Source organism: Acinetobacter sp. WCHAc010034, from assembly GCF_001696615.3.
Lineage (GTDB): Bacteria > Pseudomonadota > Gammaproteobacteria > Pseudomonadales > Moraxellaceae > Acinetobacter.
Window position 1 is genome coordinate 1,972,090 of sequence record NZ_CP032279.1, and the last position, 14,424, is coordinate 1,986,513.

Sequence of the window (14,424 nt, forward strand, 5' to 3'; positions counted from 1 at the left end):
GATTGGTATCACAGGCTTTGAGCTGCGGCCATGAACTGCCTGAATGCGGACTGAATCAATGCCGGATACGGAAAAGCCCCGTCATCCTGACAGGGCTTTTCCGATATTCCGCAGTTTAGGCATAACTCCTGTTGCGCCTCACATCCTGATGCAAAAACTTTATTCTTCTTGTTTTCATGTTTTGGAAACATCCTGTTCCCTGATGTCTTGTAGATTAGGCTGCATTGCATGCCCTGCATAGCGGTGAATTTCCGCATCTGCTGTAAGCCGTGGCCTACAGCAGGCAGGGCGCTGGATCTTAAACCGCGCCTGGAATTCTGCATGGCGCTCGATGCGAACCGGAAAATGTCAGCGAAATCAGCAGCAATTCAATCTGCAGTCTGGATGCCCGTCCGGATTTTCAAGACTGGCGGATGCTTTAGAATGCCGCTTTTACCCCCACTTGACCTTGATAGCTGTCGGAATGATCAGAGATTCCTGCAACATCCGCAAAAATATTCCATTGGCCGTTTTTGTGAGTATAGTTGAAGCTCAAGCCATAAATTGCGTAGTCGCTTTGGCTGGTTTCGACTTGATACGTGGATTTTGCTCCTGCGGCAAGATTGGACTCTATCTGCACTTCTGGCTTGCCGGAACCGGCCTTGTTGGCATATTCAGCAAAGCCGCCCACGGCAACACCGTTTCCAAGCGCTGCATCTAAACGCAAGCCGGCATGATATTTCGCTTCATGCGCATCAACATCACTTACAGTTAAGCCATACAGGTTATCTTCTTTAACGCCATCCAGCTTGAGGTAATTGTAGCTTGCACCCAAATATGGCTTGAGGTTAAGGCCCGAGCTGCTGAGCTGCTGAGCTGCTGAGCTGCAAGCCTGCTTCGCCATATACGCCGCTTTGCAGCAGGTCACTGGATGATTTAACCGTCTGAAATTTATTTCCATCAAACACCTGGCGGGTGAATTTTCCATCACCGGCGCCTATATGCGCATGGCCGGACAGATACATCAAGCCATGATCAGTCCAGGTGCCATATAAGCCCAAGGTATTCAGATCAAGGTCATTGGAACTTTGAGCCGCAGAGTAATCAGATGATTCTTTATAAAATGAAGTATATAGGCCAACAGCTGCGTTATCCGAAATCGGCGCATCTGCGCCCAGAGAAACGCTGTTTGTTTCAGATTTAACCGTGTCCAGGCCAGGAATTTCGGTCTCTTTCTTCATTTCAGCATAGCTTACCCAGGCGCCGCCTTTAATGCTGCCATTCAGGGCGTGCGATCTGCGCGCAATCTGCGAATTGGCCAAAGACTGGTTTTGAAGAATAACTGCCGGCGTGGCGGCAAAGACTGCGCCATTGCCTGAATTTAATACCGCTTGCGCTTCGCTTGCAGTTGTCAGCGCCTGCAGCCCGCCTGCATACTGCACTAACGCGCTGTCAGTATGCCCTGACTGGTATTGCGCTTCAGCCTGAGCAAGCAGATGATTCAGAACCTCGCCCGATGCATGAGTCACTGCGCTTGAATTTGTGCCTGCCGCAGTTGCGTCTGCGTGATCAACGCCGACTTTTACTTCATTCGTTCCGTATGCAATGCCTGTGGTCTTTAAAAAAGCGCCATTTTTAACACTGCTAAAGCGGCCGGCAACGCCGCCGCCGGCATTTAAAACCAAATGCTCGCCTTTTGATACATATTTGCTGTCCGACGCAATAACCGACAAGGCGCCGTCTAAGCCGGCTTTCCCTGCAATATCCAAGTGCTTATTCAGCGTGTACTGCAATGTGCCGGTGCTTGCTTGCGTGTAATCGCCGCCAATTTTAAATGGGCCATAGCCGGTTGAAAGAATACCGCTATTGCTTACATTTTTCCCGGCAGCGCCACCGCCTGCCAAATAGCCATTCTCGCCAATATTAACATTTCCCGCGACAGAACCCGTGATCACCAGCTTGCCCTGCACGACATCCGTTGCGCCCGTGTATGCATTATTGCCGGATAAGACTAGAGTGCCTAAGCCGGATTTCTCCAGTCCCGCATCGCCAATGATGTCGTTTGAAAAAACATACATCGGTTTTGAATTATCAACATCGGCTTTGAAAGCGTTGCCAAAAATTCTCCAAAATGCGGCAGGCCCTTTGACCGCCTGTTCAGCATCCAAAATGCCCCAGCCAAAGCGGTCATTGAACAGTTTTGAACCTGAGCCGTCATCAATATAGTCAGCAGTCGTTAAAATGGTTTGGCGGACTTGATCATTGCTTAGCCATGGGTATTTGCTCCAGACTAGAGCTGCCGCAGCTGTAACCGTTGGAGCTGCGCCGGATGTTCCGCCAAAAAGCTGATTGCCTTGATCTGAATCATAATAAGGGCCATTCACATAGTCAGAGGCTAAGCACCAGCGGGAAGCCGAATGGCCGCAGGCATTTGAACCTGTCCTGTTCGCTGAATAGTAATACAGATCAGTATGCGCTTCATCTAAGCCGACAACCGTTAAAAAGCCTTGCTCCAAACTGTCTACATAGGATGGCATTTGCGATATGTCGCTTGAAGCCAGCTTAGCTTCATTGCCCGCAGCAACGACAATCAGCCCGCCATTTTCAACAACTTCTGAAGCAAATTGCTGGGATAATGGATCTACTAGCCCATCTTCTGTATTTCCCCATGAGCCATTAAACAATTGAACGCCGAATTTTTCCTGCAGGTGGCGCATTGCTTCAAAATTCACATGAGCATAAGAGTTGCCAGCAGCATTAATTGTCGTTTGAGCTGCGTAAATATCCGCAATCCCCAATGCGCCGCCCGCTGTTGAACCCTTTGCTGTATTGCCTGCAATCACTTGGCTAACGAAAGTTCCGTGATGGCTTGCAGCCATTTCCTGCGCGGCAGCATCTGCCGATGAGATATCTGTAACCTTTGAAGGCGCGCCGGAAACATAATCAAATTTCAGCACTTTTGATACTGAATCGCTAATAGTTGCATTGTGGGTATTCGCGCCGGAATCAATCACGCCTACTTTTACTTTTGCCGCTGGCCCTTGATCAACAACAGCCGGATCAGGAGCCGCTGCTGCAGTGCCGTCATTGCCTGTACCGCCATTTCCAGTCCCCGGGTTTGCTGGAGGCGCAGAAACATCAGGGCCGGATGAAGATCCGCCGCCGCCGCAGCCTGCAAGCGCCAGACTGACCGCTATTGCCAGTACTGATGGCGCTGATTTATTTATATTCACTTTTAAATCCTAATAAGTATTTTTAATGAAACTGATCTGTTTCTAAGCAGTTTTATATTGATCTGCATTAATGCGCATTGAGCAAATATTTAGATAAGTTATCCCCACATTAAACTATCTTTTAAGTTTATGGATTTCAATAATTTTTAGTTACAAAATGGCGGTTACCCAGCAGCAGATTGCCGGGCCGCTGAATTCAGCATGATTTATAGATTAGATAGCAGAGGAAGGAACGGTGCAGAGATGATCCGGTGCATGCCTGATGTTTTGCGCCTGGCTGCTGTGCGGCGGAATAAATCCGCCGGCCAGAAAAAGGCCCTGGCATCCAGCCAGGGCCTTTTCGAATTCATTCTAAGGGCATGATGAAGATCATGCATTCGGCTTCCCGCCGATCTCATTTTTTCTTTTTATTGCAAGACATCCTGTCTTTGATGATTTAAAAATATACCTATCCTGAAGCGGGAAAAAGCCATTTTGTCTGCATTCAATGTAAGCCAATGCCGACAGCGGTGAGGCATTGCGCAAGGAAAATGGCGCAGCCGGAAAGCAGGGGAAGCTTAAGCGTGAAAAAGCCCCGGCATCCTGCCAGGGCTTTTTCAGATTCATTCCAGCGGTATAGCTCCTGCCGTACCGTGCGCATCCAGCGCCTGCAAGCTTATGATTATTGTTTTGCGCTTTTGAGGCATCCTGCCTCGGTATGGCCCAATATTAAGGCGGTTCCGCACAGCTGAACAGCGGCGATTCTCCGCATGTGCTGTAAGCCAAGGATTACATTTTACCGGGCATATTTAATCAGCTTCTTGAGGGCCGCCTGCAGGCCCTTTTCATCAAAGGAATTCGGCTCAAACTGTTCAGCCGAATTGCGCGAGAAAATATCGCGGATTTCCAGCACGGCATTGCTGTCCACCAGCCCCAGCTGCGTCGCCACTTGGCGGATCTGGTCAATGGAGCGCGAACCGTTGGTTGCGCCGTAGCCGATATAGGCTGCCGGCTTGCCGGCCCATTCCTTGCCGATATAGTCCAGCGCATTTTTTAAAGCCGGGCTGTAGCCGTGATTGTATTCGGGGCTGATGAAGATAATCGCGTCTGCCTGCGCAATTTTGTCCGCCCACTGCTGCTGCTTGGGCTGATCATAGATGCCGGTGGCTGGCGGATGCGCGCCGGCAAAAAAGGGCAAGTTCCATTCTTTCAGGTCGACAATTTCAGGCTGAATGCCGGCATAGCCATAGCCGGCAATGGCGCTGCTGACCCAGCGGGCGACTTTAATGGCGATGCGGCCTTCGCGGACGCTGCCGACAATAATATAGATCTGCATGGCTTTCCTTATCGGTTTATTTTTATGGGGCTGCATTCAAATTATTATGTTTGCTGCGCGCTGCCAAGGGCGGAATTGTATCCGCCCGGCGGATGCCTGCGATGCGCAGGCATGAAAAAAGCTCCCGGAGGAGCTTTGATCAAGAGGCGCTGCGGCCGCCTTACATCAGTTTTACGCCCTGCTGGCCGGCAGGGGTAACTTTAAAGATTTCCACTTCAAAAGTGATGTTCTTGCCCGCCAGCGGATGGTTGAAATCCACTTCGGTGATGTCATCGCCAACGGATTTCACCACGCCGTACAGGCTTTGCTTGGCTTTGTCTTCAAACTCAATCATGTGGCCTTCGGCCGGGCGCTGTTCAAACTTAACCGTGTCAAATTTCTGCACATTTTCCGGGTTCCACGGGCCAAATGCATCTTCAGGCGGCAGGCTGACGGTGCGGCGGTCGCCGGCGCGCAGGCCAAACAGGGCTTTTTCAAAGCCCGGCAGCAGGCTGCCGTCACCCATCACCAGGCTGACCGGCTCTGCGCGGCTGCGGGTGTTGTCAATTTCTGCGCCGTTTTCAATCGCCACAGAAAAATGCAGCTCCACTTTCGCGCCGTCGGCGATGCGGGTTTCTTCATTCGGATTCATAAATTCAGTCATTTTGCGCTTCCGCACGCTGGATACGCTGCTTTTCTAAAAAGAAGGTATCAATTAACAGTAAGATGGTGCCTAAAGTGATGGCGCTGTCTGCAATATTGAATGCCGGGAAATGGTGATTCTGATAGTAGACATGAATAAAATCGACCACGTAGCCTAAGCTGACCCGGTCAATTAAATTGCCGATGGCGCCGCCTAAAATCAGCGCGACCGCAAGCGGCAGCACCTTGATCTGCTTGGGCATGCGCATCAGCCAGAAGACAAAAATCACAGACACCAGGCCGGCAAGCGAGGTGAAGAAATAGCGCTGCCATCCGCCGGCATCGGACAGGAAGCTGAAGGCTGCGCCATAGTTGTGCAGCAGCGTCCAGTTTAAAAAGGGCAGCACAGGCACAGGATCTGCATAGTTCAGATGCGTGCTGGCAATCCATTTGGTCCACTGATCCAGAATAATCGCGGCAATGGACAGGCCGACCCACACTAAATTGTGCGGATAGAACTGGAACAAGCCCTTTTTATGTTGCGGATTAGGCATATTTCCTCTCTTCGCCTTGACCTGTAGGAAGGTTGATAATACAGCGCGCGCACAGGCCTGGATGTGCGAGATGTGTATTCACATCCGGCAGCACATGCCAGCAGCGCGCGCATTTCTCACCGTCAGCTGCCGACACTTTCACCCGCAGGCCTTCAAGGTCAGAGGCTTCACCCTGCGCGCCGTCAAAGTCATTGACCAGCACTTGCGAGGTAATCAGCACAAAGCGCAGCTCATCGCCGAGCTGGTCCAGCACGGCTTTCAGTTCCGCATTGGCCCACAGTTCGACTTTGGCGGACAGGTTTGAGCCGACCAGTTTCGAGCTGCGCGCCGCTTCAATATGCTTGTTGGCTGCCGATTTCACCGCAATCAGGGTTTGCCAGTCGGCTTCTGAAATCAGGTTGGCGGTTGACGCTGCTGGAATATCATACCATTCCGCAGTGAACACGTATTTCCCGGCCTGTTCCGGAATCAGCGGCCAGGCTTCCTGTGCGGTAAAGCTTAGGATAGGCGCCATCCAGCGCACGAAGGCCTGCACCAGGTGATACAGCGCGGTCTGCGCGGAGTGGCGCGCCTGCGAATCGGCTTTGGTGGTGTACTGGCGGTCTTTGATGATGTCGAGATAGAAGCCGCCGAGGTCATTGATGCAGAAGTTGGTCAGCGCATTGGTGACGATATGGAAATTCATATCTTCATAGGCCTGCTGAATGGTTTTCTGCACCTCAGCCGCGCGCTGCAGGATGTACTGATCCAGCGCAATCAGCTGGTCTGCAGGCAGGGCGTCTGCAGACGGCTTAAAGCCGTTCAGGTTGGCCAGCAGGAAGCGCAGCGTGTTGCGGATGCGGCGGTAGCCGTCAGACGCGCGGCTGAAGATTTCCTTGCCGGCGGTCATTTCATAGCGGTAATCCGCAGAGGCAATCCAGAAGCGCAGGCCGTCGGCGCCCATATCCTTGATGATGTCCTGCGGCGTAATGATGTTGCCCAGGGACTTCGACATTTTGCGGCCTTTTTCATCCACCACAAAGCCGTGCGTCAGCAGGCCTTTATAAGGCGCGCGCTCATTGATGGCGATGGAAGTCAGCAGGGACGACTGGAACCAGCCGCGGTGCTGGTCTGAGCCTTCAAGGTAAAGGTCAGCCGGATCGGTCAGCTCTTCACGCTCGCGCAGCACGGCATAATGGGTCGTGCCGGAATCAAACCATACATCCAGGGTGTCGCGCACCGCATTGTAGTGCTCGGCATCGGCGCCGATGAATTCGCTTGCGTCGCGGTTATACCAGCCGTCAATGCCTTCCTGCTCAATCAGCTTGGCTACTTCTTCAATCAGCTCCGGCGTGCGCGGATGCAGTTCATTGGTGTCTTTGTGCACAAAGAAGGGGATCGGCACGCCCCAGGTGCGCTGGCGTGAAATGCACCAGTCTGGGCGGCCTTCAATCATTGACTGGATGCGGTTCTTGCCCCAGTCCGGCACAAAGCTGATTTCATTTTCAATCGCATTCAATGCATTCTGGCGCAGGCCTTGGGCATCCATGCTGATGAACCACTGCGGCGTTGCGCGGAAGATGATTGGCGTTTTATGGCGCCAGCAGTGCGGGTAGCTGTGCTTGATCGGGTGATGCGCCCACAGCTTGCCGGATTCGGCTAAAGCCGCAATGATTTGCGGATTGGCTTTGTAGATGTGCTCGCCGGCAAACAGCGGCGATGTCGGCAGGTAAACGCCGTTGCCGCCGACAGGATTGTCAACTTTTAGGTTGTACTGCAGGCCGACTTTATAGTCGTCCACGCCGTGGCCCGGCGCAGTATGCACGGCGCCTGTGCCGCTGGCCGCGGTGACATGCTCGCCCAGAATCACCGGCACTTGGCGTTCGGCAATTAATGGATGCTGCAGCACAAGGTTTTCCAGTTTGGCGCCGGCAAATTCCGCAAGCACTTCAACCGAGCTGAAGCCGTAGCGCTCGGCTGCCGATTCAGCCAGGTCTTTGGCCAGAATGAAGTTCTGCGCGGCTTTTTCTTCACCGCGGGCTTTGACTAACTGATATTCAATTTCGGCATGCAGCGCCACCGCCTGGTTGGCCGGCAGCGTCCAAGGCGTGGTGGTCCAGATCACGATATCCGTTGCATCTTTCACTTCTACGCCTAAGCGCGCAGACAAGTCCGCAAGGTCTGCAACAGTGAAGCCGGCGTCAATCGCGTCAGATTTTTTGTCTTCATATTCCACTTCAGCTTCGGCCAGCGCAGAGCCGCAGTCCAGGCACCAGTTGACTGGCTTAAGCCCCGGCTCAATGTGGCCGGCTTTGGCGATTGCGCCAAGAGAGCGCACAATGTCCGCTTCCTGCTTGAAGTTCATGGTCAGGTAAGGATTGTCCCAGTCGCCGAACACGCCCATGCGCACGAAGTCTTTCTTCTGCAGCTCAACCTGCGTATAGGCGTATTCGCGGCAGGCTTTGCGGAACGCCGAGGCATCAACTTTTACGCCGACCTTGCCGACTTTTTCTTCTACTTTCAGCTCAATCGGCAGGCCGTGGCAGTCCCAGCCCGGCACATAAGGCGCGTCAAAGCCGTCCATGACGCGGCTTTTGATGATGATGTCTTTTAAGACCTTATTGACCGCATGGCCCAGATGGATTTGGCCGTTGGCGTAGGGAGGGCCGTCATGCAGCACATATTTTTTCTTGCCAATGCGCGATGCGCGAATCTGCTGATAAATGTTGTCGGCATACCACTCTTCCAGCCATTTCGCTTCACGCACTGCAAGATTCGCCTTCATGGCGAATTCAGTACCGGGCAGGTTCAGTGTGGCTTTATAATCCACTGCATTTTCAGAAGTTTGCTTATCGCTCATGCAAGTTGTCATCCAATATTATCAGCGCTTTTGCTGACACGTTTTACAAGAAAAATTCGGTTAAAAAGGGAACTGCGGGGTGCGGCTGCGGAACTCCAGCAGCTGCGCAACATCATCATCAATTCCCGCTTTCAGCGCGTCAAGCGAAGGGTAGTTCTTTTCGCCGTGCAAATAGCTTAAGAACGTGACCCGCATTAACAAGCCATACAGATTAGCAGAAACATCCGGAAAGTGTACTTCTAATCGCCATTCGGGATGCGCCTGCCGGATCGCCGGCCGCGTGCCGACATGGCCGGCGCCGAACAGCGAAGACGGCTGATAGCCGGCAATGCCCGGCTGCGCAGGGTTGCCGGCGGCGGCTTTATCGCTTAAAGATGCGGTTTCGCACATGACTTCGACGCCGTAAATGCCGTGCAGGCAGGGCCTGTGGCGGCTCAGGCGCACATTGATGGTTGGGAAATTGATGGTGCGGCCAATCTGATCGCCGTACTGCACGCGGCCGGTGATGCTGTAGGGGCGGCCCAGCAGCTTCGCGGCGAGGGCCAGGTCGCCGGCCTGCAGCGTCTGGCGGATGCGGGTCGAGCTGACGCGCCCGCCGTCAATTTCCACGGTATGCAGGTTGGCGACTTCAAAGCCGTACTGGCGCAGGAATTCACTGTTGCCTTGGCGGTTTTTGCCGAAATGAAAGTCATCGCCTAATACCAGGCTGAATGCATTCAGTTTGTTTTTGAGCAGCCCGGCAAATTCTTCTGCGCTTAGGCTGCGGAAATAGTTGTCAAATTTAGCGACTGCAATGTAGTCTACGCCCAGTTCCGCCAGATATTCGACTTTTTCGCGCAGCGAGCTGATGCGCGGCGGCGCGTCATAGCCTTTAAAAAATTCCAAGGGCTGCGGCTCAAAAATCATCACCAGCGTTTTGGCCTGCTTTTCCTCAGCAATGCGCTTCAGCTGGGCAATCATCGCCTGATGGCCCAAATGCACGCCGTCAAAATTGCCGATGGTGGCTACAGTTTTGGGCAGCTGGAAATCAGGCGCTAAAGCATTCAGGCGGAGCAGCTTCATGGGCGAATCAATGCATTGAAAATTGGTCAGGGCTATATATTGCCATAATCTCACAGTTTCGTCTTGCTGTTGTGTTTTCACTCAATATTTTTATAAAATTAGCCCGCTTTTATATCAGTAAAATATATTTTAAAAATAAATATAAATCAGTTTTTCTTATTAATAATTCTGGATAGAATGCCCTTAACCCTCTGGATGAGCATTCCGCGATGAAAAAGCCTTTTTATCAGCTGCAGCAGAAGCAGGACCTGATCCGCCAGTTTACCCCGAACTGGTTTACCGTCACGATGGGCACCGGCGTTGCGGCTCTGGTGCTGGCGGAGCTTCCCTTCGCCAATGGCGCGCTTTGGCAAATCGGCGCGGCGGTATGGCACTTCAATATCGGCTTATTCGCAGTATTTTCTGCGCTGTATGCTTTGCGCTGGCTGCTTTATCCGGATGAAGCCCGGCAGATTTTTAGCCATCCTGCGATGAGCCTGTTTCTCGGCGCCATTCCGATGGGCCTGGCGACCATTCTGAACGGCTTGCTGAAATTTGGCGCGGTGCTGTACGGCGATATTGCGGTTCAGATTGCCCAGCTGCTGTGGTATGCCGATGCGGCTTTAGCGCTGCTGATTGCTTGGTGCGTGCCGTTTTTCATGTACAGCCGCCAGCGGCATGAGCTGAAAAGCATGACGGCGGTGTGGCTGCTGCCGATTGTGGCCTGCGAAGTGGCGGCGGCTTCCGGCGGGCTGCTGCTGGGGCATATGGATGCCGGCCCGCATGCCGCGGGCATCCTGCTGGGCAGCTATGTGCTTTGGGGAATTTCGGTGCTGCCGGCCTTTGCGGTATTGACTATTTTGATGCTGCGCCTGGCGCTGCATCAGCTGCCGCCGAAGGAAATGGCCATCAGCAGCTGGCTGGCATTGGGCCCGGTCGGCACCGGGGCTTTGGCGCTGCTGGCGCTGGGGCAGCATGCGCCGCAGGTTTTGGCGGCCATTCGCCTGCAGGCTTTGGGTGAGCTGTTTCAGCATGCGGGCATCTTCGCGGCTTTGCTGCTGCTGGGCTTTGGCCTGTGGTGGCTGGGCATTGCGGTTTTAAGCACCTTATCCCAGCTGAAAGGCCTGCCGTTTAATTTAGGCTGGTGGGGCCTAACGTTTCCCCTTGGCGTGTTCACGCTGGCCATGCTGAATCTTGGGCAGCAGCTTCAGATCGGATTTTTCTGCAGCGCCGCCTATGCGCTGGGCGCGGTGCTGATTGGGCTGTGGCTGATGGTGGCCTATCAGACCGCAAAAGGCTGCTACCGCGGCAGCCTGTTTTTCTCGCCGTGCCTGAAAGCCTATTTGGAGCAGCGCAGCAGCTGAAGGGCGCGCATGCCCGGATTGGGGCGGCCGGCGGTAAGGCGCAGGATTTGCGCCTTGGGCTTTTTTGTTTTTTAATGGGAAAAAATTTTCTTGAGTGCTGATGATGCCGAATGCTCTTGCCTTAATGATGGCGCTGCCGAATGAATCAAAAGGCCTGTTTGAACAGGCGGGTGTGGAGGTGCATTACAGCGGCATCGGCAAAGTCAATGCCGCCTTTAAAGCCTTTGAAGTGATTCAGAAAACCGGATGCGCAACCCTGCTGAACCTGGGCACTGCCGGCAGTTCGCATTTTGATGCGCACAGCCTGATTGAAGTCACCCAGTTTGTGCAGCGCGACATGGACGTGTCGCCGCTGGGCTTTGCAGTGGGGGTGACGCCGATGGATGCCGACCATCCGGCTGAAATTGCGCTGGACGGCTATTTCCAGGATTTGCCTAAGGGCATCTGCGGCACAGGCGACAGCTTTGAAACCGGCCTGCCGAAAGTGCCGTGCAATCTGGTGGACATGGAAGGCTATGCGATTGCCAAAGTCTGCAAAAAGCTCGGCGTGCGCCTGATTTCAGTGAAATACATCAGCGACGGCGCCAATGGCACTGCGCATCTGGACTGGGAAGAGAATCTGCTGCTGGGCGCGCAAAAACTGCTTGCGCTGTATCAAACGCTAAAATGAGGGCGAAGGGAAGGGGCGGTCGGCGGCCATAGACTGCTATGGCCATATGCCAAATTGCCGCAGGGCGCGGTAACTTATTCTCCGCTGCGCGGAATTGCGCCGTACAGCATCATATGCACTGTATGCTTAATGATGCGCTGCTGCATGCTGCGGTTGCGCAGGGTTTTGCCGGTGACCATTTCCATCTGCGTAGCGAAATCCGCATAGTTCTGGGTAATGGCCCAGATATTCAGGATGAAAAGCTCAGGGTCAATTTCTTTGGAAATTTTGCCCTGCTCTTGCCACATCAGAATGACTTTCGCTTTGCGCTTCACCAGCTTCTTCAGCGGGCCTTTCAGGATTTCCAGAATATGCGGCGCGCCCTGAATTACTTCCAGCGCAAATAGGCGCGAAGCTTTCGGCTGGGTGCGCGACACTTCAATTTTCTGCATCAGGTAATTGGCAATCGCCTCTTCCGGCTCTAAGTCTGCTTCCAGCATTTGCAGCGGCGCCAGCCATTTCTGCAGAACTGTTGTCAGAACTTCGACATACAGCGCTTCTTTATTTTCATAGTAATAGAAAATATTCGACTTATGCATCTCTGCAATCTGCGCGATTTCATCCAGGCTTGCCCCGCTAAATCCGTAGAGGGAAAAAACATCCAGAGCGGCATTCAGCAGCTGGTGGCGTTTTTGGGTACTTTTTTTTTGTTCCATTAGCACTCGAAAGCATTAAAAAAAGGGGAATGGGCAATTGTACGGCAAATCATCAGATTTGTGCACAATCAGAGCGGGTAATTTTATGAATAATGGCCATTTATTTTTCGGTTTATCGCTTAAATTATGCTGCATGATGGAATTAAATCAAATAAAAAAATGTATGCTGAAAATTAAGAAAGATTATTTTTATTCATAGGTTAAGCCGCCGCCGGCGGCTTTCCGGCTGGGCTTTGGCAGCCGCGCGCCGGCTGCGCTGAACAGCGCCTTGAATGATCGGAAATTGCCCATGCGGCAGGCGCGCTGCCGGCCTGAATGCGCAATATGGCTTGATCCGGCAGATGAACCGGCCCCAAGCTGCAGCAGCTTCGCTGGCATCTTGCATGGCTGAAATGGCGGGCTAAGCCCTGTTCAGTCCAAAGCTTTTCAGTCAGCTTCTGCATGTCCAGCCGGGGCTGGGCATCCCGCGCGCCCCTCAGCTCTGTTCCACGTGAAACCTTGCCTGCATGCCAGGCGCTGGCAGCAGCTTTTGGCATCAAGCCGGTTCCTGAGTTCTCTTTGGGCTTTCATCCGGCGTGTAGCTGTTTGCGACAATTTCGCCGAAGGGGCCAGTCAGATTCGGCTGCGCCAGCTTTTGCTGAATTTCCAGCGGCAGCAGCGGGAACACCAGCTCAGCAAAGCGGATGGCTTCCTCCAGATGCGGATAGCCGGAAAAAATAAAGGTGCTGATGCCCAGATCGGCATATTCCTGAATGCGGGCCGCCACCGTTTCCGGGTCGCCGACCAGCGCTGTGCCGGCGCCGCCGCGGACCAGGCCGACGCCGGCCCACAGGTTCGGAGAAACTTCCAGCCGGCTGCGGTCGCCGTTGTGCAGTTCCGCCATGCGGCGCTGGCCGACAGAATCCATGCTGCTGAATTTCTGCTGGGCAGCGGCGATGGTGGCATCGTCCACATACTGGATCAGCTCATCAGCAGCCTGCCATGCCTGCGCATTGGTTTCGCGCACAATCACATGCAGGCGGATGCCGTAATTCAGTTCGCGGCCTTTGGCTGCCGCTTTGGCTTTGACATGCTCTATTTTTTCTTTGACGGCTGCCGGCGGTTCGCCCCAGGTCAGGTAGGTGTCGACTTGCGCTGCCGCCAATTCTACGGCAGCGTCTGAAGAGCCGCCGAACCACAGCGGCGGGTAGGGCTGCTGCACCGGCGGATAAAGCAGTTTGGCGCCATCTACGCTGAGGCGTTCGCCATGGAAGCTGAAGCTTTCACCGCTGTGCGAGCGGGTCAGGATTTCACGCCAGATGGCGGTGTATTCGGCTGCCGTTTCATAGCGCGCGGCGTGGTCTTCATACACGCCATCGCCTTTCAGCTCCTGCTCATCGCCGCCGGTGACCAGATTCAGCAAAACCCGGCCATTGGACAGGCGGTCAAGCGTGGCCGCCATGCGGGCAGCCAGCGCCGGCGTGGTCACGCCGGGGCGCAGCGCCACCAGAAACTTCAGGCGCTTTGTGGCGTCAATCAGGCTGGCCGCGGTCAGCCAGGGGTCTTCACATGAGCGGCCTGTCGGGATTAAAACGCCTTCATAGCCCAAGCTGTCGGCAGCAGCGGCGATCTGCTTCATATAGGCATGATCCACTGCGCGCGCGCCTTTGCTGGTGCCTAGGTAGCGGCTGTCGCCATGCGTTGGGATAAACCAGAAAATTTTCATCTCAGTTCCTTAAAATTTAAAATCGCGCCCGGCGGCCAATAAAACTGCAGGCCCAGTCCCGCTGCAGGCTTCAGCGTAAATGGCTGCAGCAAAAGCGCCTGAATGGAAAAACCTGACCCGCTGAAACGGCCGGCTGCTGATTGATCTGCAGCCAAGCTAAAGGCTTTCCTGGCGTTATAAAAATAAGAAAACTGAAATTCATCATGAGGAAAAAAGATAAATCAAAAACAGCAAAGCTTAGCGGAATGGATGCTTTCAATGCGGCCGCAAAGGCGCAGATTTTAAAATTTTAATTATTTGAAATATAATGAAAAATTGCAGCTATGCGCCGGCGCGCATAAGCTTATCTGCCGGGGCGCAGAAGCAGGTGGCGCCCTGTGCGCGGCTGCGCAGATAAGCTTATGCAGA

13 protein-coding genes are annotated in these 14,424 nt (G+C 53.6%); 2 read left to right on the forward strand and 11 right to left on the reverse strand.

The window, feature by feature from the left end; genetic code table 11:
* Positions 1 to 418: 418 nt before the first annotated feature.
* From BEN74_RS19820 to ribF, 8 genes are all read right to left on the reverse strand, one after another.
* Positions 419 to 883: an autotransporter domain-containing protein gene (locus tag BEN74_RS19820; RefSeq protein WP_162898176.1), complete on the reverse strand. Its 465-nt coding sequence runs from the start codon at positions 881 to 883 to the stop codon at positions 419 to 421.
* The gene (locus BEN74_RS19825; RefSeq protein WP_086374308.1) at positions 828 to 3,212 is read right to left on the reverse strand and encodes a S8 family serine peptidase; all 2,385 of its coding nucleotides are present in this window, start codon (positions 3,210 to 3,212) and stop codon (positions 828 to 830) included. The genes BEN74_RS19820 and BEN74_RS19825 overlap by 56 nt, the downstream gene beginning before the upstream one ends.
* 369 nt (positions 3,213 to 3,581) lie before the next feature.
* Positions 3,582 to 3,818 carry a hypothetical protein gene (locus BEN74_RS19440; protein WP_162898177.1) on the reverse strand — a complete coding sequence of 79 codons (237 nt, stop codon included), beginning with the start codon at positions 3,816 to 3,818 and terminating at the stop codon, positions 3,582 to 3,584.
* Between the two features lie 169 nt (positions 3,819 to 3,987).
* On the reverse strand, positions 3,988 to 4,527 hold the full coding sequence (locus BEN74_RS11025; protein ID WP_068913362.1) for an NADPH-dependent FMN reductase: 540 nt from the start codon (positions 4,525 to 4,527) through the stop codon (positions 3,988 to 3,990).
* 160 nt (positions 4,528 to 4,687) lie between these two features.
* Positions 4,688 to 5,170 (reverse strand): FKBP-type peptidyl-prolyl cis-trans isomerase, encoded by a 483-nt coding sequence (locus BEN74_RS11030; protein WP_068913365.1) that lies wholly within the window; start codon positions 5,168 to 5,170, stop codon positions 4,688 to 4,690.
* Entirely contained in the window at positions 5,163 to 5,702 is a 540-nt protein-coding gene (gene lspA / locus BEN74_RS11035) for a signal peptidase II (RefSeq protein ID WP_068913367.1), read from the reverse strand. The genes BEN74_RS11030 and lspA overlap by 8 nt, the downstream gene beginning before the upstream one ends.
* Positions 5,695 to 8,541, reverse strand: a complete 2,847-nt coding sequence (ileS, locus tag BEN74_RS11040; RefSeq protein ID WP_068913368.1) for an isoleucine--tRNA ligase — start codon at positions 8,539 to 8,541, stop codon at positions 5,695 to 5,697. The genes lspA and ileS overlap by 8 nt, the downstream gene beginning before the upstream one ends.
* 60 nt (positions 8,542 to 8,601) lie before the next feature.
* A complete protein-coding gene (gene ribF, locus BEN74_RS11045; RefSeq protein WP_068913370.1) occupies positions 8,602 to 9,603 on the reverse strand; it encodes a riboflavin biosynthesis protein RibF in 1,002 nt (333 codons plus the stop codon).
* Between the two features lie 209 nt (positions 9,604 to 9,812).
* Between ribF and BEN74_RS11050 the strand changes: the two genes are divergently transcribed.
* Positions 9,813 to 10,946 (forward strand): TDT family transporter, encoded by a 1,134-nt coding sequence (locus tag BEN74_RS11050; protein WP_068913372.1) that lies wholly within the window; start codon positions 9,813 to 9,815, stop codon positions 10,944 to 10,946.
* Positions 10,947 to 11,049: 103 nt separating this feature from the next.
* Complete coding sequence (locus BEN74_RS11055) at positions 11,050 to 11,616, forward strand: 5'-nucleosidase (RefSeq protein WP_068913550.1); 567 nt, start codon at positions 11,050 to 11,052, stop codon at positions 11,614 to 11,616.
* Positions 11,617 to 11,690: 74 nt separating this feature from the next.
* On the opposite strand, the gene BEN74_RS11060 is transcribed toward BEN74_RS11055, so the two are convergent.
* From BEN74_RS11060 to ssuD, 3 genes are all read right to left on the reverse strand, one after another.
* Positions 11,691 to 12,311, reverse strand: coding sequence for a TetR/AcrR family transcriptional regulator (locus BEN74_RS11060; protein ID WP_068913374.1), 621 nt, complete (start codon positions 12,309 to 12,311; stop codon positions 11,691 to 11,693).
* Positions 12,312 to 12,511: 200 nt separating this feature from the next.
* Positions 12,512 to 12,847, reverse strand: coding sequence for a hypothetical protein (locus BEN74_RS11065; protein WP_068913376.1), 336 nt, complete (start codon positions 12,845 to 12,847; stop codon positions 12,512 to 12,514).
* Positions 12,847 to 14,016 carry an FMNH2-dependent alkanesulfonate monooxygenase gene (gene ssuD, locus BEN74_RS11070; protein ID WP_068913377.1) on the reverse strand — a complete coding sequence of 390 codons (1,170 nt, stop codon included), beginning with the start codon at positions 14,014 to 14,016 and terminating at the stop codon, positions 12,847 to 12,849. Before ssuD ends, BEN74_RS11065 begins: the two co-directional genes overlap by 1 nt.
* Positions 14,017 to 14,424 lie beyond the last annotated feature (408 nt).